Source organism: Colwellia sp. 6_MG-2023, from assembly GCF_030547765.1.
Lineage (GTDB): Bacteria > Pseudomonadota > Gammaproteobacteria > Enterobacterales > Alteromonadaceae > Colwellia.
The window spans coordinates 67296-88663 of record NZ_JAUOPP010000022.1 but is presented as its reverse complement, the minus strand read 5'-3'; the positions used below and the strand labels follow the sequence as shown (position 1 = coordinate 88663).

Sequence of the window (21368 nt, the reverse complement as noted above, 5' to 3'; positions counted from 1 at the left end):
TCAAAAGTAAACGTTAAGTTAACCATTTATCATTAAATGAAAGTAGATAACTTATTAAAACAGCCCATTGATGATTCTTTTTGCCTGAACCCCTTGGAACTGGAGCGCATTGTAGAGATTTTTAAAAAAGGGTCAAGACTTTTCTTTAAACTTTTATTCGTTCGAATATATATTGAACTAAATGCATTTTTATTAGACTAAAGTATGGACTTCCTGCTACTTTTGGGCTTTTATAGATATCAATCACACTATTTTTACTTGTGTCATTGAATGTATTCTCGCTTATGTAAGTTGATGGAACAATATGAGAAATTTTTATTAATCAATTGGAACCCCACTATGAAGTTACTACCTCTGTTATGTTTAATTGGTTTTCTTTTTTCATTTGCTGCTAATAGTACTGCATATAGTTTAAAGCAAACTCGACAAATAGCAGTTTTATCAACGATGTTTGATCAACTTATCCACCGTCAGATTAATTCTGAAATGGCTGTCGAAAGAAGTGTTAATGCTTTACTTAGGAGTTATCCAGAACAAATAGCTTCAGTCTTGAAAATAGCTGTAGCGAAATACCCCCAAGAATACGAACAAATTATATGTGGTGCTATAAGAGCAGAGCCGGCATTAACGAGTGATGTTATTGATATTATATTAAGATCTAATGTTGCTAGCATTGAAGATATTATAAGCTTTGCAGTGACAGAAGAGCCTGCCTATGCTGTTGAAATAGTCAATGCAGCGGTTTCACATAAACCTTCTAAACTAGAAAATATTGTCCGTGTTGCTATAACTACAGAGCCAATAATGGCTAAACATATTGTAGACTCAACAATGCAAAGTTACCCTGAAAAAATATTGGATATTCTTGCTGTAGCAATTAAAGCCTTACCCGAACAAGTGGTTAGTATTGTTAGAGACACGTTAAGGATTTCACCCGATAATACTGAGGTTGTTAGTATTGCTGTAAATTCATCTAGTGGCAATAAAGCACGTGAAATTATATCAACAGCAGTAAAATCGGGGATCTCTCAAGAATCAGCAACCGCTGCTGCAATTGCTGGTGGAGCATTGGAAGCAGATATAGCTAAAGCAAATGAAGAATAAGGCTATAAATAATTTTATACTGACTTTCTTGTAAACACTAAATCATTACCTTGAGTCAAATCACTACTGTATTGATATCCGGCTAAATCAAAGCTCTTTAGCTGTTCAACGTCTGTGATTCGATTTTGAATAATATAACGAGCCATTAAACCTCTCGCCTTTTTCGCATAAAAGCTAATAATTTTATATTGATCATTCTTCCAATCTTTAAACTGTGGAGTGATGATCTTTGCATTTAATAGTTTTTTATTAACAACTTTAAAATATTCATTAGAAGCTAAGTTAATTAAAATATCACTATTTTGCTCTGCTAAAACTTCATTTAACTCATCTGTGATTATATTTCCCCAAAACTGATACAAGTTGCTACCGCGACAATTATCAAGTTTGGTTCCCATCTCTAATCGATATGCTTGCATTAAATCTAATGGTTTTAATAATCCATACAGGCCCGATAATATTCGTAAATGTTTCTGTGAAAAATCAAAGTCAGCATCACTAAACGAAGGAGCATCAAGACCACTATAAACATCGCCATTAAAAGCTAAGACAGCTTGGCGTGCATTCTCAGTAGTAAAGGGTTGGGACCATTCACCAAACCTTGCGGCATTCAACCCTGCCAATTTATCACTTAACTTCATCAATGAGGCTATTTGATCTGAAGATAACTTAACACAACGCTCAATTAATAGTTCGCTATGCTCAAGTAGGCTTGGTTGACTCGTTTTAGTGGTTGCTAAAGGGGATTCAAAATCTAATTTTTTTGCAGGAGAAACAATGATTAGCATAACATTTCCGTTTCGATTATTTTATAAACATATTAAAGCAAATGATAACATAGCTTTAATTCAAGTAAGAAGGAGCAATTACAATATATAATAGGATCAGTATGAAAATCAGTAACAATTGAATATTTGCTAAGTATTTACACCGTAAAGGGGTACATTAACAGAATTTATGTAGTAACATTTAATCATACAAATCCATTAATTAATTTTAGCAACCTATAGGTCGTATTCATGACAAACTTATCTTCTCAACTTGAACAATTAAAGCAAATGACCACTGTCGTTGCCGATACTGGTGATATTGAAGCTATAGCTAAATTTCAACCACAAGACGCTACTACTAATCCATCATTATTATTAAAAGCAGCTGCATTACCATTATATAAAAATTTATTATCTGATTCTGTTATTTGGGCAAAAGAGCAATCTAATGATAAAAATCAGCAAGTTATTGATGCAGCAGATAGGTTATCAGTATTAATTGGTCTAGAAATTTTAAAAACAGTCCCTGGCCGTATCTCCACTGAAGTAGATGCTCGATTATCTTTTGATACAAAGGCCTCTATTGCTAAAGCTCACAAATTAATAGCAATGTACAATGAAGCAGGTGTGAGTAATGATCGTATTCTGATCAAGCTAGCTTCAACATGGGAAGGCATTAAAGCCGCGGAGCAGCTTGAAAAAGAAGGCATTAATTGTAACCTAACATTACTCTTTAGTTTTGCACAAGCAAGAGCTTGTGCGGAAGCCGGTGTTTATCTGATATCACCTTTTGTTGGTCGTATACTTGATTGGTTTAAAAAAGATACTGGTCGCACTGAATACCCTAGTGATGAAGATCCAGGGGTTATTTCTGTTACTGATATTTATAATTATTACAAGAGTAAAGGTTATAACACTGTTGTTATGGGCGCGAGTTTTAGAAATACGGGGGAAATTTTAGCACTTGCTGGTTGTGATAGGTTAACTATTAGTCCTCAATTGATGGATGAATTAGCCAACAACAATGCACCTGTTGAACAGAAACTTAGTGCTAACAACATTAATGATACAGGATCTACTGAAACACCATTAACTGAACAAGAATGGCGCTGGCAAATGAATGATGATGCAATGGCGACTGAAAAGCTAAGTGAAGGGATTCGTAATTTTGCTATTGATCAAGTGAAGCTTGAAAAACAATTAGCACAAATGCTATAAAAAGAATCAATGATGTAAAATCAACCGATACGACTATTTAAAACGCACATTTTTATTAAAAAATGTGCATTTTTTATTTTAAGCACTTAAAAAGTATGATATTAAAAAGATGCAATTGATCTATGTTTTTAAAGAAAATCTATTAAGGGGTACTTTTATGGATAATTTAAACCAAGTTTTAGCATCAGTTAGTCAACCTGCAAAAGGAAAAAATGTAGCGACAAATAAAAGGAAGTGGCGAGAAATTGAACAATTAAGAGATAAATTCCAACTCGAAAAAGAATTACTAATATATGAGGACTCTCTGGAGTATATGTTAGAAGAGTTTTAGCTAAATTTTCTATTAAAATTGTTTAATATCAAAACCTGACTTAGTCAGGTTTTTAACATTTAATTCTACAACAAGTAGTTTCCTATCAAAATGATGATTGACAATATTCAAACAAGCGTTTAACTTCTTAATAGTTTATTATTAAAAACGGCTAGTTACAGTAATATGTCAAAAACACTTATTAACTTTGTTCATGCGAATGGCTTTCCTGCCGGCAGCTACCAAACACTATTTAATTATTTACCAACAGAATATCAAATCATATCACATGAAAAATATGGTCATGATGAAAGATATCCCGTTGAAAATAACTGGCAACCCTTAGTGGATGAACTGATTAACTTTGTGAAACAGCAATTAGCCTTACATAATCAAGAACAAGTATTCAATGTAGGTCATTCATTTGGTGGAGTCATTGCTTTCATTGCAGCTTGCCAACAACCAGCCTTATTCAAAGGCTTAATTATGTTAGATCCACCTGTAATAACCGGCGCTACCGCTTTAGGAATGAAACTTGTTAAGAATACTCGTTTTATTGACAAGTATAGCCCTTCGGGTAAATCCAAAATAAGAAGAACACATTGGCCATTAGATACCGATGTTGCAAAGTTATTCTCAAGTAAAAGATTATTTAAAAATTTTGATGAACGCTGCTTAAACGACTATGTTAAACATGGCATTGTTGAACGAAATGGTCAATTAGAATTAGCTTTCTCAGCCCAAGTAGAAACTGATATTTTCAGAAATTTGGCAGATAACTTATCGAGTTATAAAAACAAGCTTAACATCCCTGCTACATTAATATACGCAGAGAAAACAGATGTATGTCCTCATATATTCTTCAAGAAATTTGCTAAATTAAATAAAAGTATTAATGTAATCACAACTCTCGGAAGCCATATGTTCCCCTTAGAACAACCTGAAAATACAGCGAACCTAATCAAAAGCATTATAGATATGAATAAAGTAGAATAATTTAGCTAAGCAATTAACACATCAAAAAATTGACGCTAGCACTTCCCTCCTATTATAGAGAGTGATTTTATTTAGAATAACTCTCTTACGCCTCAAAAAAAACACTTTTTTTATTATTTTATTTCAACAACTTAAAATATAAAAAATATAGAGCTCCCGTGTCAAAAATTCAGTTGGCATAACATTTGCCTTTACATAGCTATAGAGATTATTTTGCTGTGAAGGTTTGTTATGTACTATTTAAGTTTACCCTGTTTGAGTTTACGCACTATTAAAAGTAGTACTTGTATGCTTTTGTGCTTATTTTTATTTGCGTGTAGTACCACGGAAAATGTAAATAATAATAATTTTGCAGACAATCGTTATGACAATAGTCGTATGAATAAGCACTTTTCTCATACCCAATTTACACCTATCAATAAAAGTACAAACAAAAAATCAATAAGCTCTGATCACGAGTTAATGATGTCGGTTTTGAATAGACCTATTCCAGAAGATCAAGCAATGATATTAGCCTTAAAGCAAGAAAGAGCTAGTTATGGCCCTTATTTTTCGAATTATACCGTTAAAATAAGAGGTGATAAAAATTCAGATACAACGAATGTTAGAACTGAAAATATCTATACTCAGCTTATATCACAAGATATTAATGCTATTAATATTAGTGCCCCCAACTAAAACTGCAGCTACTTCAATTTTGACATCTATTAAAATCAGTTAAAGAATCTGTGATATATAAAATAACATCGCAGCCATCTAACTTATATCATCTGACCAATCGAGTGTATTAAAAAGGTACTGCCATTGCTGATCGAAGGCAGCATTAATTATTACTTTCTCATGAGTAATAGGATGAAGAAAACTTAATGACTTAGCGATAAGCATTAAACGCTTAAAACCAAAGTGATTCGTAAAAAACGGGTTTTGCTTATTATCTCCGTAATTTATATCACCAATAATAGGATGACGTAAGTGTGCAAGGTGACGTCGAATTTGATGTCTACGCCCTGTAATTGGCGTTAACCTTACTAAAGAATACCGAACACTATCAAACTTCCCCAATGAAATTGGTAAACTTGCTTGCTTTATTACGCGATAATTAGTTTGTGCCAATTGCGCGGGTTTATCTCGTCTAACATTTTTATCACCAATTTTATCTAGTTTTTCCTTAAGCGCATGATCTATCAAGGTATCGTGCTCAAACATTGCTAAGTGCCCACGCACTAAAGCAAAATAAGTTTTTGTTAACTCTGTATTGGTATATGCCTCTTGTGTACTATTTTCCCGAATATTCACTTCATTTGATTTACTAGCAAAAGCTTCATTCATTTTTTGAGCTACCTCTTGCGTTAAAGCAAACAACAAAACACCAGATGTGGGTCTATCTAATCGGTGTACAGGATAAACGTATTTACCTATTTGATCTCGAACTAACTGCAAAGCAAAATAGATTTCATTCTTGTCCATAAAACTACGATGTACAAATAACCCTGCAGGTTTATCAACGGCAATAAGATATTCATCTTGGTATAGAATAGTTAAAACAGGTTTTTGATCGCTTATTTCAGAAATTGGCTTATTAAGTTGTAAAGGCATAGTCACATTTTAAATTTTGCTAGATAAACGCATTATCTCTATAATGGCGAGCAGACTCAATCCTTCTTTACTTTGGCTTACTAATTCTCCTTATGAATACTATAGATACTATTTCACAGCTTTTGCATTCATCGAACTCTCAGTTTCGCCTTTATGATATTGGTCGAAAAATAGAAAAAATCTCAAAAGAACAATTTGAAAAAATAGAACTAAATCAAATACCATACCCAACGCCTTTACAAGGTCATGCTTGTATTGCTATTGCTTTTTGGCAGAAAAAATCACCTCAACCATATTTATGGCTATTAAAATTTCCTCTTGATGAACGTGGATTACTAAATCAAGGAGCAAGAAACCATTTTATTGCTATTATCATTGAAGCTCTTGGTAGTAATTTAATGCAAGATGCTAATGAGAAACAAGAAGAGTTATTAAAAAGTAATCCTTACTTGTATACTCCTGCACAGTACAAATTAGCTACATTAAACAGTAAAATTAATTTTGAACTAAAACAAACACCGAGTGAATATTTATCGCCATTTTTAACTTACCTTTCAGGTGAATCTGGTTGGGATAATTGGCAAGTAGTAGGTGTTCAGGGTATTACCGACTTTGCCGTGCGTATAAATGAGAAAGAGAACAGCGAAAAACTGATAAATGCTCTACCTCACCTTCCTACCGAAGTATTATTTCCATTATGTGGAGCATTAGAAAATGAAAGTCTACCTGCAGCATTACTGAATACTTTAATAAGTTTACTAGAAAAAAACATAGCATTAATGAAAGAGAATAACGAAAATAATGATAACCTCCTTCAAACACAACAACATTTACTTCGTAGTTTAGCGAGTAATTGCCACCATATTCACGTTGAACAATTTATTAATATGCTGCTAGCACAAGATAAAATCGCTGCTGAGCTATTAATTACACTTTCTGGTCGTTGTTGGACTGTACTTGCAGACGCTAAGAGGTTGATTACTTATTTTGAGCACCTTATTGCATGTGAAGATCAAGCTCTATTCAATAGTATATTTAAAGACTTGGTTGCAATACCATCAATTCGTCCCATTGTTTTTGAATGTATGCGTTCACCCAATAGAAGCAATGCATTATCGCAAGCAATTGGCCAACTATTTAACTAAATAAAGCAATTTATTCGGCTTTACGATTTAAGGTATATCTACACACTATGGAAAATATTTACTACTTATTAGTTGTCTGCTTAATTTTTTGGTACTTTATTTACTTAAGAAAAGTCGCTGAAGCCGCCCTTATTCATGCTACTCGGTATTGTGAACAAAGCCAGTTACAATTTATTGCTATTGCCAGACGTTCAAGCCGGTTAACATTTAATAAGAAACATGGTCTTGTGTGGTTTAGCTTATTTGATATAGAGTTTAGCGGCGACGGTGAGTCCAGTAATCATGCTACATTGAGTTTATATGGATTAAAATTAGATAATGTTGATGTTCCTCCTTATCGAGTTTAATAAAATCAATTATTTCAATTCCAACTCTAATTATATAGGAAGGTATAGTGCAGTTTTTAAAGTCACTTTTTTGTTTACACGGTCTTGATAATAGAACACGTTTTTTTACTATTTCTATTGGTGTGTATGTTTTATTTATCATGCTAGTATCTGCTTTTAGCAATAGTATTATTATACCGCTAATATTGTTGGTAATATTTTCTCTAATACTTGGGTTAACAAGCCTGCGACGCTTACATGATGCGAAACTCAATAAAAAGTGGTTATTGGCCCCCTGCTTAACTTTTTTATTAGTAGGCATCATTATTATCATATCTCAGCAGAGCAGCAGTTATTATTTACTCATTCTTCCAACTCTTTGCTCTGCGGTATTATTGACTTATCAAAGCACTAACAAACATAGCTATATATTGGGTTACTATGGCCCAGTTGATATGAATGAATGTCGACAAAATAGCCACAAGAGTGCACAATCACAATATCGCATTGAACCTACACTTGTTAGTGATACTTCATCTAACAATTATTACTCACAAACCCATAATGATAGTAGTCAAGAGTATAATCAAACAGATAAAATTGAAGATGATAATTATTCTCATCATAGACAAGCTAATAAGCAAACTGATATTGGTGAATTGATTCGCTTAAACCTATTAAACAATAGAAAAGCACAATTAATTATAGTGGCTATCATCGGCATAACCTTAATTGGTGTTAGTACTTCATGGCTAATTCATTACTTAGACTCTGCGGACGAAACATTAATAAATCAAAATAACAATAAAGAGCAAGTTAGTGTTTTGCCTTCTATTTTAAGAAGTCACCCTCTTCCTATGCCCGATAACTATACCTTATATTTATCGGAGCACTCTGGCATTAGTATTAATTGGCAAGCTGATGAAGTTGAAAATTCACTTTTATGGTCACAATTAACAGCACAAGGAGATGAAAGCTGTAAAGAAATTAGCTTTAATAAAGGAAAGCCAATACGTACATTGTCAGTGAAAGTGGAAGAGAGTAATGGGAGTAATTCTAACTATTTTGCTAGTTTTTCCCCTCTTGATAGTCAAGAGCTTATTCAGGCTTTAGCATTTCGTGGCAACTTCACTTTATGTGGTTATAATTTTTCATTAAAAGGCAGTCAAGCAGCATTAGGAACAAATAACCAGTATTCACACTGGGTTGAATACTAAATTAGAACAATTAATTAAGAACACCGTATTGTGTGTTGTTGCTAAAAGGGGCTTTTAGCGCTCATTTAAAGCTGAAAGCCTATTCCATTATCAAATAATTGCTCATAGATACTTTTTATTGCAATAGCATTATCTGTCAATGAGTCATCTAATTTACTGCGTTTTTCAAAGCCTAAATCACTAATTTGATAATAGTAATCTGCATGTAAACCACTCAATTCAAGACATGCTTTTGTACAAGATAAATCACAACCATCAATAGCAATAATTGGGCGACCAGAATTTGCCAGCTCCATCATAGGAATAACTTTTCCGACAACACCTGAAACACACGACATCTCAGCAATACCATCATCATCAAGGTTTAACGATATATTATGAGCCATTTCGGCTAAATTAGAACACCCAGAGCAGGCATATACTATTGGTTTTCCTTGTTTTATTGTTGGATTTTTTTTTGGATTATCTGACATGGAACTAATCTCCTTGCTTAGGAATAGATAGCGGTTATTATATAACTGAGTCTAAACACCATATAAAACGCGACTTTCTGATTCTAACAAGGCCGAAAAAGTTGGTTTTGATTTATATCAACCTTTAGAGCAATCAACTATGAATTAATCTATTTGACCTGTTCTCGATTTAAGATACTTTAAATTGGTCTTTTTAACTTTAATAAATAGAGGTGACTTACCACTAACTACTCAACAAGTATTAAAAAGTTTAAGAAGAAACGTTATGATGCTCCCTAAGCGCGCTATGTACTTATATAACTTGATGACTATGGGATTTATATATTAAGTTAACTTTTAAAGGCTAATCGGTTAGATATAGCCTTATTTATGGTTTAATTCACTCTATTGAAACCGTAACTTACATAATATTGGGATATTATAAAGATATGCTTACTTCTTAGATTGTTTGTAAATATCTTCTGGTTTTAACTTTAATACTTTACGAGAAGACTTTGCTTGATCTGTTTTACTATTAGGGTTTTCATATATTGCACTAGCATTCGGTCTTGCACCATCAACCCATGTTTCATTGTTTTGATTTTTAGCTTTAAAGTTATTATTTGGGGTGTTGCTATTATGTGACTTATTCTTTTGAGACTTACCGCCTAAAGGTGTATTCTTATCAGCACTATTATTTTCAATTTTACTTGTTCTAGCAACATGATGCTTCTTATCAATAGCTTGTAATAAATTACGTAAAACTTGATCTTTACACTCTCTGTAATGTTGATGTTCAACTCTTCTTGAAAAAGCACTTAACTCAGGTTTATTTAAGCGAAAATCAACACTTGCTAATAATTCAATCAATTCTTCCGCTTTTAAATTAAGAGCGATTTTTAATTTAGTAAGAACAATATTATTTGTTAAACGTTTCTCAGGTGTTGCTGGAGCCCCTTCTCTTTTACCGCGTTTTTCATTAATAAATCCATTTAGAAATGAAGCTAATTCGACATCTTGACAGCTTACAAAATCAGCATCATTATCTTTTTTTAACCATTGGCTTACTTGCTCTCTAGTAACCATCAATCCTGCTGATGAGAAAATCGCTATCATCTGTTTGTCATTATAGTTAAAAGTGTAGCGTAACCGGCGAAGAACATCATTATTGTTCAAAGTATTTCCTAATAAAAAAGTGTGAATACACAGTATGAGATAAATCTATTTTAGCAGTTTTAAGCTACTAATAAAATAATGGAATTTATTAAACTTAGGGGGATAATCATTACAATTAAAAAATGCCACTCACTTTCAATGAATGGCATTTATTTAAATTAACGAAAAATGTTAACACATTAATTAATCGATACTTTTCTTCTTACTACAATCATCAATAAAGCGAATAATCCGAACAAGGTGAAAGATCCACCACCGCCTGATGTATTCGTAGTGCTATCATCAATAGCTTCTGCTTCTCCAGCTTCAATATAAAAAGAAACAACAGTCGTATTACTGTCAACAGTACCATCGTTAACGGTTAATTGTACGCTTACACGCGTTAAGGCGTTAACTACAGGCGCTGTAAAGCTTAATATACTACCTTCGGATTTAATTGTTAATGTTGGCCCTTCTATTTGCGTCCAAGTATAAGTAAGTGCGTCGCCGTCACTATCAAACGATGATGAACCATCAATTTTACCTTCCTCCCCGCCATTAAGAAGTACTAAAGTTGCAACAGCTCTTGCTAACGGTGCAGTGTTAGCTAATGCAGCCAAAAGGCCTGGATCTTCAACCTGTTTATTCGCTACTCCGTCAGCGTCGTTAGGTCCACCATCTTCAATAATTAAACGAATACATTCGTGTCCTTGTGTTAGGCCCTTTTTCCAGCTTGTATCATAATAACTAGGACATATAGAGTCTATACGTGCTGCAGAATGAATTTCATTATAAGCATCAACTTCAAAAGATTTAAATATAAAATCATTATAAATACTTCGAGGGGTTAAAAATTTTGCATAAATGGCATTAACAGGGATTTTACTACTTTCTGGTAATGGCACAACAACAGCAACAGAGTCTCCTGCTTGAGCTAAGTTCGACGCAATAAACTCAATAAATAGAAAACCAGTCGAAAGATCCAAATTTTCCTCAATCCCAACTTCATCAGTAATATCATCAGGATCAACTGGCTGACCATTGTCTAAATAGTCAGTGAGGTCATTCGGATTCACTGCCGCCCCACTTGCTTCTTGCCCAAGCGCTAAAGAATTAATAGGACCTAAGCTTAACTGTATACCAGGTTCAGTTCTCATCGGCTCTTCGCCTAGTACAAGAGCTAAAGTAGAACGGTCTGATGAATTATCTAAATAATTAGGTATACCATCGCCATCGCTATCAGTAACACCTTCAGCAGAATCATTAATACCATCGCCATCAGAATCTTTATCGCTATCTAAAATAACATCATCATTTTGAGTACTTATATATAAAGTAAGGCCTGAAATCGCTGTTAGAGGGTCAGTTCTATTCTCTTCTTCAAGTTTAGCCGCAACGTTAATCACATTACCATACTCGCTAAGGTTAACGTAATGATAATTGTTGAAGTAGGTACTCGAATTATCTTCATTTTGGTAGCCTACCGAGTTGCTATCATTAAACAAAATATCAAACTTAACGCTATCCCCGTTAGGGTCATAACCTTCTATAAAAACCACTATATTTTCCGATTCGTTTTCATTAAAAACGACATCTCTACTACTTTGTTGAGCACAGGTTACCTTCGCTGATTTGTCCGATTCTACAGCTGACACAGGGCGTTCATAACATTGTGGTGTATAGGCATAAAAGTCTAAAATAACAGGTGGTAAATTTTCATCCGTTATGGTGAAAGTTGTTGTTGTATTTTCATTGTCAATAGCACCATTGATAATCTCAACAATTTCTACATTCAATATATCGCCATCTTCCCAACCGGTTATATCATTAAAATTATAAAAATCATATTCAGAGGTTTTAGCTTCTTTAGATGTCCGTAATGGAGATAGATAACTTTGCATAGTGAATTTAAAATCACGTGCATCCACTTTACTTGTGTCACTGTTAATAGATAACTCGATAGTTAATGTTTTTTCATCCGGATCGTAACCACCATGATTATTTATTAATATGTTTTCAAGCTTATTGGTTAGGGCTGTACCACTCAATTTAAAAGTAATAATAATATCTTCGTCTTGATTAATATTGGTGGTTGATAAATTGGGGATAACATCAAATGTTGAAGTAGCAACCCCATCAATTACTGGTGATTCTAGTGCAATTTTACCTGTTGCAGGTAAACTAACAAATGGCGTAACATAAACGATTTGCTTTAGTGTTATTGTATCGTCCATATCTGGGTTTGTTACTTCCCATTCAACAACATGTTGTCCAGTAAATAATTGATAATCTTTAATTAGAGATAAAGAAGAGTTATCAGGTAAGCCATCAAACTCTTCCGGTACTTGATTACTCAAGGTTAACAATTCAGTGGTAACCTTAGTTATATTACTTTCTGGGTTAATGGTGACAATAGTGTCTGAAAAAACATCTGAATCTGCATACGCTGAAACAGAAATACTTAAGCAGGCTATTGCAAAAGCACAAGCTTTACTTATATTGACAAGTTTATTAAATGACAAAATATATTCCTCTGGATGGGCGGTTTTTGTTGTTAGAATAAAAGACTGAATCAGAATAATATATTTATTTTAGTGAGTCGAATAATTTGTAACAATTTATTTTATTATTTCCGTCTCTAATTATCTCCACACAGGAATATATATTGTTGAACAGTGTTCAAAGGGATGGAACAACTTCATAAGGGATATAGAAAGAGTAAAAAGCTTATGCACAAGAGATTGGGTTAAACTGGTCGACTAATTAATCCGTTTGCTATTAGCCAATATAAACTATGAATTATCGACATTAGTATTATATAAAATTTAGCTATATTATTAAGATCTAATTAAATTTTTACTATTGCTGCACTTATCATTAAACATAAAAAAACCAGCCCCCTTTAAAGAGTACTGGTTTTTTGATTAAAAGTTACAATATATTAATTAGATTGAAACATTTTTACGTCTAGCTGTATCTACAATGAAGCCTTTCCAACTACTAGCCGCTTTACGCGATTTAGGGTCTTTTATAGCTTTATTGATAGCAGCATAAGCTTGTTTATACTTTTCAAGATAAAAATATGATTCAGCTATGCTCATATACAAGCGTCCTTGATTCTTAATACCTAGATCAATGGCTTTATTTAGAGCCTGGATTGCTTTAGCAAATTGCTCGTCTTGCTTCAACAACATGCCTTGCTTGCTATAATGCTGTGCTTCACCAGTCATCTTAGCTAGCTCACCATAATATTTGGCAGCAGTACTAACATGTTGTGCAGCATGCCAAGCGTTAGCTAAAGTTGAGATGTTCTTGTCGTCTCTTTTAACTAAACCTGAAGCAATATGCTTCTCTAATAATAAAGCAGCTTTATAAGGTGATTCATTAGAAGAATATAAACTTGCTAATGTTTTAATCTGAGATTCTTTATCAAGAAACCCTTGCTTATAAGCTAGATCAAGTGTTTGTAATGCTTTAGGGTAATCTTCCACAAGTAAATAAAACATTGGTAATTGTGTCCACCAGGTTTTATTTTCAGGAAAAATTAAAATTACCGTTTCTAATACATCAATCGCTTCTTTATATTTTTTACGCTCATAATAAGAAGTTAATTTTAATATATAAGGGTTTTGGTTAGGTTTATCAGCAAATGCGGCGATTGCATTATCAGCAGGAACAATCATTTTATCCAATTGTTTTAACTCATAATTTGCTTGAGCTATTTTAACCCAAGTGTCACCATCATTTTTACCGGTAAAATCCATCCAAGTATAGTAATTACTTAAAGCACCTTTATAGTCTTTGGTTTGCATTTGCAAATCACCCAATAACTTTAAAGCTTCACCATGATCTCCTTCATTTAAAATATCAGGAGCTACAGCCATCTTAAGGTATTTTATTGCTTCTTCTTCATGGTCACCTTTAGTGGCATACATAACAGCAATAAAACGAGAAACATAGGCTTTATCATAATCTTGTTTGGCTTCAATATCTTTTAAGATAACTAAAGCACCATCAATATCATCAGCTGTATAAGCCTCAAAAGCTTTTTGTACCTTTTTACCAACAGATTGACCAACAAGCTGCGTAGGACGTTTCTTTTTCTCTTCTTGAGCAGCAGCCGCATTAGCATTTTCAGCAAATGGCACTTGCGCAATCAATAGAGAAGCAACAACAACTAAAGAAGTTGATACTTTCTTAAAAGACATACTTTCAAGGGTAAATTGTTTCGACATAATTAACTCCCTCCGTCCATTTTAAAGTCTAATTGCACTGTTAAACCTTCTTGTCTTAATGGTTTACCATCAACAACTTTTGGCTTGTATTTCCACTTTCTAAGTGCACGTTTCGCTTCCCTGTCAAAAACACGCTTAGGTTGAGCTTCAATTACTGTAACATCTTCAACACCACCAATCTCATTGATTGTAAATGAAAGCTTAACCCAACCTTCTTTACCATCACGAGCTGCTTGAATAGGGTATTTAGGCTCTATTCGTACAATTGGTGTTGCATCACCGTCACGGCCAAACCCTGCACCTGGTGCAGATAAGCCTGTTGATGCGCCAGATAATTGTAATCCTGGCATATTAAACTGCAAACCACCAGTGTCGTTACTTGCTTCAGGCTCAGGAGTCTGTTGCTTTGGCGGCGCTTTAGGCGGCGGCGGCGGCGGTGGCGGAACACGACGACGTGTTTCTGCTGAAGACTCTGGCGGTGTAGTATTCACTTCTACGATTATACTCTCTTTTGCCTCATCCTTGTGTCTATCACCGCTAGATACAAGGAAAGCCATAAAAGCAAATAGACCAAAGGTAACTACAGCGCCTAGTAGTATTGATACTAAAAAGCGTCCCATTCTCTACCCCTTCGCTGCAGCAATAGAGATTCTAAGATCACTTCCTGCTTCTTTAATTGCATCCATTACTTTAACAACAACGCCATGTTTAGCGTCTTTATCAGCTTGGATAATAATTACATCGGTCGGTTGTTCAGCAAGTAATTTTTCAATCCTTGCACCAACACGTTCGATGTCAACACGGCCTTTATCTAACCAAATTTCACCGTTATCTTTAATTGCTATAAAGATATTGGCATTTTTCTGCTTAGTTTGCTGTGCTGCTTTAGGTTTGTTTACTTCAATACCTGCTTCTTTAACAAAAGAAGTGGTTACAATGAAGAAGATCAGCATGATAAATACGATGTCGAGCATCGGTGTCATATCAATTACCGCTTCTTCGTCCTCACGAATTTTTTTACGTGCCATGAAAATATCTCTCTAGTGATGAGGTAAACTGTCAACCAGTTTAGCCTTTGCTAGTTTAACTTGAGCGTCTAGTCTTGAACTAAAAAACACACCAGATAACGCTGCTACCATACCGGCCATAGTCGGAATTGTTGCTTGCGATATACCTGCGGCCATTAATCGCGGATTACCTGTACCTTGTTGTGCCATTGTTTCAAACACACCAATCATACCGGTTACAGTTCCTAACAAACCAATTAATGGACACATTGCCACTAATGTTCTGATAGTTACCATGCGTTGTTCAAGCAGTTCGTTTGCTTCGGAAATCCAAGTCTCTCTAATACGATGTGCATACCAAGACGTTGTGTCTGAGCGTGCATCCCAACGAGAAACAATATCTTTCTTCATTGTTGGGTAGATTGCTGATAAGAACCAATAGCGTTCTATCATCATTATCCACATCAATAAGAGTGCAAAGGCAACAACGTACAGTACGTTACCGCCAGTTGCAATAAAACCCCTGACAGATTCCCAAAGCTCTATCAGGAATAACATTATTTAGACTCCTTCTCAGCAATCGCAGCAATTAAGCCTGCACTTTGCTCGTCTAGTTTTTGTAAAACGCTTTTCGCTTTACCTGCAACAATTGAGTGGATAAGAATAAGTGGTAATGCACAAATCAAACCTAATGCTGTTGTAACTAATGCTAGAGAGATGTTACCCGCCATAATTTTCGGGTCACCAGTACCAAACAATGTAATTGTTTGGAAAGTCATAATCATACCGATTACTGTACCTAATAGACCCATTAGAGGAGCTATAGCAGCAAACATTTTGATTAAGTTAACACCACGGTCAATTTTAGGTGTTTCACGTAAGATACCTTCATCAAGTTTAAGCTCTAATGTTTCAGCATCAACTGACTTGTTATCATGATAAATTTGAAGTAAACGACCTAATGGGTTGTTACTATTTGGTGTATCAAGATTTTTCTCTTGAGATTTAATCTTAGAAGTAATACTACCTAAAACGATAATACGTTCAAGCGCAATCAATAAACCAATGATTAAAAGAACCGTGATAGCGTAACCAACTTCTTTACCTTCATGGAAGAATTCTTCAAGTGTTTTCTTACGTGTTTCTAGTGATAAAATACCACCACGTGAAGGATCCACATATACACCAGCATAACCTGAACTAGTGTTGAAGAAACCAGATGCTGTATCAGAAATATAACCTGCTGGTTGTTTAGCTAACGGTTGAACCTGACCAACTTCATCGTTATAAGTTAAGTAACCATCTGCAGAAACTAGGTTAAATGTACCGATACGAGTAATAGTTTGAGTAGTTTTAGAACCATCTAAGTTTGTTACTTCAGCAGTAAACTTAGAAACTTTACCTGATTCAGTCATTTCAGTTTGTAAAGCAAACCATAACTCTTCAAGATCTTCTAAAGCAGGAATTTCTTTAGCATTCGCGATACGGTTTAACGTTTCACCACGGCCAGGGAATTCTGCACTTACGATAGAAGTAGCAATTTGGCCATAAGCGCCTGCAGCTGCAGCACGAGAAACACCAAACATTTCACCTAATGTGCCTGTAGCATTATCAAGTTCAACTTCTTTTTGTGCTAATGCAATTTCGTTATCTGCATATTCTTTTGTTAAACGTGCATTACGCGCATTTTGATTCGCAAGTTCTTTTTTAGCTTTATTTAAAAGCGCTTGTTTATCGGCACGTGCTGACGTAAATTCAGCTTCACGTTTTTTATCAAGTTTAGCTTCTGAAATACGATCAGACTTAACTTGTTTTAATAAATCATCTAACTGATTCGCTTGTGTTGTTGCAACTAAACCAGCTGACATTACTACTGCTAGCGTTACAAAATTAATAACTTTTCTCATTATTCTGCCCCTGCTGCAAATACTGGTAATTTAGCTAAATCCATTGGAAGTTGCTTACGCGCCATAGCGATAGCATCTTTAACAGGTTTTAAATATTCATCACCTAATTCTTCCCATGCACGACTTTGGTTATTCCATAACCAAGAACGTTTACCATCTAGAGATTGTGCAACAAAAGCGATTCTGCCCATATGAACGAAATCAGCTGTTAAGGTTGTACCACCAAAATCCATTTCTGCTTGATAAGCATCAAAGATTGTGCCGTAACCTGCTTCAATTTCATATGCTTCAAGTACTAAGCGGAACTGCTCAGAAGTAGTAACATTTGAATTTGACATTACGTTGTGTAAATTAGCAACACGCTCTTTACGACGTTCAATGTTCATTGGAACGTCAAGTTCGATATATTTTTCCAAGGTATCGATCATTTTGTACATCAATGGCACAACACCTTGTTTAATTTTATCAATACCATCAATTTGCTTTTGTAATGATGCGATATTTGCTTTTTGATCATCAACCATACGTTGAACATGATCATTATAACCACGTAAAACATCTGCTTCATCAACGGTATTACGGTATTCAGCAAGAAGTTCTTGCGTTTGTTCGTAAATAGTGTTGATTTTGGCTTGTGATTTAGCTGACTGCTTAAATATTGTAGCTTCAGCTTTTTGAAGATCTGTTAATGCATCAGCAGCAGCGATATTACTACCTGTTAATGCTAGTGCGCCTACCATTGCCGTAGCGATGAGGCTTTTCTTACTTACTTTGGACATAGTTCCCAACCAATTGCTATTTAAATTTTGATAACAAAGATTTTTGTTACCGCAAATATAAAAATCTGTCGTTTTATTATTTGTAACTTTTTTTTATACAACCTATCAATAATCCCAAATGACAAACAAACTGTCAAGGTGGTAGTTATAAAGTTATTTATTTATTCGAGTAATAAATAAAAAATATCACAAAATCATCATTAAATATCTGGATTAATAGATGCTTTAGATTCATATATGGTCTTTTTTGATTATTACTTGAGCAAAAAGGCCTAAAATAGACACATTTGTTTTTGCTATATATGTTTTACTAATTCATTCGTACTAAGTCAACTTTATTTACACTATTCGGCTATTAAAAACACGTTCCTCTTGGCTAAATCTTGTAATTAAACCTCTAAACAAGTCATTTTTGGGTGTTATTCAAACAAATATGTATATTTTAACCAGGTTTGAATGTTTTAAAATTTCAACAAAAATAGTAGTTCTGTATAGTCAGGCTGCCATTGAAAATCTTTCAGCTTAATTTTTACGCCCAGAACAACTATATTTTCACCTTGTAAAAGCTGCTTTTGCTCTAAAAAATATGGACTATTTATTGGAAATGAAATTTTACCTTGTGAATTAATAACACGATACCAAGGTACTAATTTTCCTTGCCAGCCTCCTTTAGGTATTTTACTTAAGGCTTTACCTACTAATCTTGCCCTACCAGGTAAGCCAGCGAGATCAGCGATTTGGCCATAACAAGCAACTTTTCCTTTAGGAATTAACTGTACTGTTTGCCAAATTTGCTCGTAATGCGGTTTAATTGATTCAGTGGTAGCCATTTATTTCTTTATTATTGACTTAAAATGAGCGCTATACTCATATTTGAATAATACGTTATCATATCAATATACATAATTATTGCTACAACATGCATAATAAGATTGGGGAGCATTTATGAAAATTTGGGTTGATGCAGATGCCTGTCCAGTTGTAATAAAAGAAATATTATTTAAAGCGGCTGAACGAACTGGAATTGAAACGACACTGGTCGCTAATCATCATATTCGTATACCACCATCACGTGTTATTAATTTTATGCAAGTCAACTCAGGTTTTGATGTCGCTGATGATGAAATTGTAAAAAGAATCAATATAAATGATTTAGTAATAACATCAGACATCCCTTTAGCTGACGAAGTCATTAGTAAATCAGCCATTGCTTTAAGCCCAAGAGGTGAGCTGTTTACCAAAGAGAATATAAAATCTAAATTAAATATTCGTGATTTTATGGATACCATGCGTGCTAGTGGTGTTCAAACAGGAGGACCATCAGCGTTAAATCAAAGTGATCGTCAAAGTTTTGCTAATCACTTAGATAAAATTTTAATGCGTTATCAAAAGTCACAATAATGATTGCAACACATAAATAAACATATAAAGTGTTATACACAGGGTTTATTTACGACTTAAAAAGAATTATAGGTAAGAGCTACAAAAGCTAATTGCATCTGTTGAGTGCTTTTCAAGAAGAAGTCATGTTAATAACCCTTTTTATTTACATTATCATTAAATTTACAAATATAATTAGAATAAGTAATGCATAAAGTCACTTTATACTTAATATTTCATCTACTTCTCATTTTTTCTACCTTCGCTAGTTATGCGCAAGAAATAGTCATTAGTGGCTTGCCTCATGAGATAACTAATTATAAAAAATGGCTAGGAAATAAAAAATGTACTGATATTAACAGTTATCAAAATGACTATGCTACGAAAGCTTCAACGCAAATAATGTTGATCTGTAAAGCTCTACAGCTTGGTGGATTTAATGCAACCTTATCCTTTAATTCGGTGCCAAATTATTCAAGAAGCTTATTCGAAGCTTATAAAGGTAGAATAGCAATACCTGGTGATTCAATTTGGTTATCACAAATATCTCAAAAACATTTTTATACTGCCCCACCTATATTTGCAGAGGGTGAATTTCAAAAAGGTTTCTTTGCACTTCCTGATAAACGAAAAGAAATCGAAGAACACATTAATATCAATAAATCAAAAGGTATTACATCATTACAAACCCTACGAGATTACATAGTTATAACATCCCAAAATTGGATATTTGATCAAGCAGCAATAAAAAATCTAGAACTCACCCACCTGAATACGACAAAAACAGAAAACATGTGCAATATGATTAAATATGGCCGAGGTGATTTGTATTTTGGTGAGTTAATTATGATTGGCAATAAAAAAATTGTTTTTAACTGCAACGGCTTAATTTTAGAGCCTATCAAAGGAATAAAAGTAGCATTTACAGAGTCTCGGCATTTTGTAGTATCGAAAAATATTGCTAACAGTTCAAAAATTTATGAGGCGCTTCGTAAAGGGTTAAATATATTACGAGCATCAGGTGAAATTGAGAAAGCTTTTTATCCTCATACTAACAATAAAAATATTATTGTTAGTTGGCTGGACTTATTATCACTTTCACCCGAGCAAAAGCAGAAAAAAAATGATTAACTTATATCTAGCACTCACACTATTGAGTTTGCATTTCATGACGAATTTGACTTGTACATTCAGCTAAAATAATGGCACCCGCAGTAGATACATTCAAAGAATTCCCCATACCAAACATAGAAATATGAATTTGCTGATGACTTAACTTTAGTGCTACTTCACTAACACCTTTACGCTCATTTCCCAAAACTAATGCACAAGGAGACGGATAAGAAACATTTTTATAATCGACTGACTCATGACATAGTTCTACACCAAAAATGGTGTAACCACTATTAATTAACGATTGTATACTTAATGCTGTACTATCACTGTACTCAATACATACCCATTTAGCTTCATTTCTAGAGGCTTTTCTTAATTTTTTATCTGAAATAGTTAACGCACCACAAACAATGATTTTTTCAATAGCAAAAGCATCTGCTAAACGAATAAATGAGCCTATATTATAGCTATTAGTAACATTATCTAATACCAATACAACAGGGGTTTTAGCTCTCTTTAAATATTCATCACGCGTAGGTTTCTTTTTTCTTAAATCTTCTTTACTAAGTTGTATTTCTAACGACATACTTCTGGCTCTTATAATAAACTGCGACGAATTTTAACTTATCTAGGCTATTTTTGTTAGTTATCTTCG

Annotated in this window: 23 protein-coding genes; 10 read left to right on the top strand and 13 right to left on the bottom strand. The window is 34.0% G+C overall.

Annotated features, from left to right (window positions below):
* The first annotated feature begins 339 nt into the window (after positions 1 to 339).
* Positions 340 to 1104 carry a hypothetical protein gene (locus tag Q4503_RS14220; protein WP_215972036.1) on the top strand — a complete coding sequence of 255 codons (765 nt, stop codon included), beginning with the start codon at positions 340 to 342 and terminating at the stop codon, positions 1102 to 1104.
* 14 nt (positions 1105 to 1118) lie between these two features.
* Here the strand turns inward: Q4503_RS14220 and yaaA are convergent, their stop codons facing one another.
* Positions 1119 to 1892: a peroxide stress protein YaaA gene (yaaA, locus tag Q4503_RS14215; RefSeq protein ID WP_303602660.1), complete on the bottom strand. Its 774-nt coding sequence runs from the start codon at positions 1890 to 1892 to the stop codon at positions 1119 to 1121.
* A gap of 231 nt (positions 1893 to 2123) precedes the next feature.
* On the opposite strand from yaaA, the gene tal reads away from it, so the two are divergent.
* The 4 genes from tal (at position 2124) to Q4503_RS14195 (ending at position 5076) form a co-directional block, all read left to right on the top strand.
* Positions 2124 to 3092, top strand: a complete 969-nt coding sequence (gene tal, locus Q4503_RS14210; protein WP_215972034.1) for a transaldolase — start codon at positions 2124 to 2126, stop codon at positions 3090 to 3092.
* 157 nt (positions 3093 to 3249) lie between these two features.
* A complete protein-coding gene (locus tag Q4503_RS14205; RefSeq protein WP_215972033.1) occupies positions 3250 to 3423 on the top strand; it encodes a DUF3545 family protein in 174 nt (57 codons plus the stop codon).
* Between the two features lie 165 nt (positions 3424 to 3588).
* Positions 3589 to 4398 (top strand): alpha/beta fold hydrolase, encoded by an 810-nt coding sequence (locus Q4503_RS14200; RefSeq protein WP_303602659.1) that lies wholly within the window; start codon positions 3589 to 3591, stop codon positions 4396 to 4398.
* A gap of 288 nt (positions 4399 to 4686) precedes the next feature.
* Positions 4687 to 5076, top strand: a complete 390-nt coding sequence (locus Q4503_RS14195; RefSeq protein ID WP_215972031.1) for a hypothetical protein — start codon at positions 4687 to 4689, stop codon at positions 5074 to 5076.
* A 78-nt stretch (positions 5077 to 5154) separates the two neighbouring features.
* Here Q4503_RS14195 and Q4503_RS14190 read toward each other — a convergent pair whose 3' ends face one another.
* Positions 5155 to 5994 carry a pseudouridine synthase gene (locus Q4503_RS14190; protein ID WP_215972042.1) on the bottom strand — a complete coding sequence of 280 codons (840 nt, stop codon included), beginning with the start codon at positions 5992 to 5994 and terminating at the stop codon, positions 5155 to 5157.
* A gap of 92 nt (positions 5995 to 6086) precedes the next feature.
* Here Q4503_RS14190 and Q4503_RS14185 point away from each other — a divergent pair, with 92 nt between their 5' ends.
* From Q4503_RS14185 to Q4503_RS14175, 3 genes are read left to right on the top strand one after another with little or no spacing between them, the layout of a single operon-like run.
* Positions 6087 to 7139: a DUF3549 family protein gene (locus Q4503_RS14185; protein WP_303602658.1), complete on the top strand. Its 1053-nt coding sequence runs from the start codon at positions 6087 to 6089 to the stop codon at positions 7137 to 7139.
* A gap of 47 nt (positions 7140 to 7186) precedes the next feature.
* Positions 7187 to 7486 (top strand): DUF3301 domain-containing protein, encoded by a 300-nt coding sequence (locus tag Q4503_RS14180; RefSeq protein WP_215972029.1) that lies wholly within the window; start codon positions 7187 to 7189, stop codon positions 7484 to 7486.
* Positions 7487 to 7533: 47 nt separating this feature from the next.
* Complete coding sequence (locus tag Q4503_RS14175) at positions 7534 to 8682, top strand: hypothetical protein (RefSeq protein ID WP_303602657.1); 1149 nt, start codon at positions 7534 to 7536, stop codon at positions 8680 to 8682.
* A gap of 65 nt (positions 8683 to 8747) precedes the next feature.
* Here the strand turns inward: Q4503_RS14175 and Q4503_RS14170 are convergent, their stop codons facing one another.
* From Q4503_RS14170 to Q4503_RS14125, 10 genes are all read right to left on the bottom strand, one after another.
* Positions 8748 to 9155, bottom strand: coding sequence for a putative zinc-binding protein (locus Q4503_RS14170; protein WP_215972027.1), 408 nt, complete (start codon positions 9153 to 9155; stop codon positions 8748 to 8750).
* A gap of 432 nt (positions 9156 to 9587) precedes the next feature.
* On the bottom strand, positions 9588 to 10310 hold the full coding sequence (locus Q4503_RS18845; RefSeq protein WP_368506800.1) for a DUF1456 family protein: 723 nt from the start codon (positions 10308 to 10310) through the stop codon (positions 9588 to 9590).
* Positions 10311 to 10489: 179 nt separating this feature from the next.
* Positions 10490 to 12811 carry a hypothetical protein gene (locus Q4503_RS14160; protein WP_303602656.1) on the bottom strand — a complete coding sequence of 774 codons (2322 nt, stop codon included), beginning with the start codon at positions 12809 to 12811 and terminating at the stop codon, positions 10490 to 10492.
* Between the two features lie 423 nt (positions 12812 to 13234).
* Positions 13235 to 14524, bottom strand: coding sequence for a hypothetical protein (locus tag Q4503_RS14155; RefSeq protein ID WP_215972024.1), 1290 nt, complete (start codon positions 14522 to 14524; stop codon positions 13235 to 13237).
* A gap of 2 nt (positions 14525 to 14526) precedes the next feature.
* Complete coding sequence (locus tag Q4503_RS14150) at positions 14527 to 15144, bottom strand: energy transducer TonB (protein WP_215972023.1); 618 nt, start codon at positions 15142 to 15144, stop codon at positions 14527 to 14529.
* Between the two features lie 3 nt (positions 15145 to 15147).
* Positions 15148 to 15552: a biopolymer transporter ExbD gene (locus tag Q4503_RS14145; RefSeq protein WP_215972022.1), complete on the bottom strand. Its 405-nt coding sequence runs from the start codon at positions 15550 to 15552 to the stop codon at positions 15148 to 15150.
* A gap of 12 nt (positions 15553 to 15564) precedes the next feature.
* A complete protein-coding gene (locus tag Q4503_RS14140; protein ID WP_215972021.1) occupies positions 15565 to 16089 on the bottom strand; it encodes a MotA/TolQ/ExbB proton channel family protein in 525 nt (174 codons plus the stop codon).
* Positions 16089 to 17399: a MotA/TolQ/ExbB proton channel family protein gene (locus Q4503_RS14135; RefSeq protein WP_303602661.1), complete on the bottom strand. Its 1311-nt coding sequence runs from the start codon at positions 17397 to 17399 to the stop codon at positions 16089 to 16091. Before Q4503_RS14135 ends, Q4503_RS14140 begins: the two co-directional genes overlap by 1 nt.
* 38 nt (positions 17400 to 17437) lie before the next feature.
* Positions 17438 to 18217 carry a DUF3450 domain-containing protein gene (locus Q4503_RS14130; RefSeq protein WP_303602655.1) on the bottom strand — a complete coding sequence of 260 codons (780 nt, stop codon included), beginning with the start codon at positions 18215 to 18217 and terminating at the stop codon, positions 17438 to 17440.
* Between the two features lie 461 nt (positions 18218 to 18678).
* Positions 18679 to 19047: an MGMT family protein gene (locus Q4503_RS14125; RefSeq protein WP_215972018.1), complete on the bottom strand. Its 369-nt coding sequence runs from the start codon at positions 19045 to 19047 to the stop codon at positions 18679 to 18681.
* 115 nt (positions 19048 to 19162) lie between these two features.
* On the opposite strand from Q4503_RS14125, the gene Q4503_RS14120 reads away from it, so the two are divergent.
* Together Q4503_RS14120 and Q4503_RS14115 are read left to right on the top strand one after the other, a co-directional pair.
* A complete protein-coding gene (locus tag Q4503_RS14120) occupies positions 19163 to 19618 on the top strand; it encodes a YaiI/YqxD family protein (protein ID WP_215972017.1) in 456 nt (151 codons plus the stop codon).
* A 186-nt stretch (positions 19619 to 19804) separates the two neighbouring features.
* Positions 19805 to 20728: a hypothetical protein gene (locus tag Q4503_RS14115; RefSeq protein ID WP_303602654.1), complete on the top strand. Its 924-nt coding sequence runs from the start codon at positions 19805 to 19807 to the stop codon at positions 20726 to 20728.
* Positions 20729 to 20747: 19 nt separating this feature from the next.
* Here the strand turns inward: Q4503_RS14115 and Q4503_RS14110 are convergent, their stop codons facing one another.
* The gene (locus tag Q4503_RS14110) at positions 20748 to 21299 is read right to left on the bottom strand and encodes a TrmH family RNA methyltransferase (RefSeq protein WP_303602653.1); all 552 of its coding nucleotides are present in this window, start codon (positions 21297 to 21299) and stop codon (positions 20748 to 20750) included.
* Between the last annotated feature and the right edge of the window lie 69 nt (positions 21300 to 21368).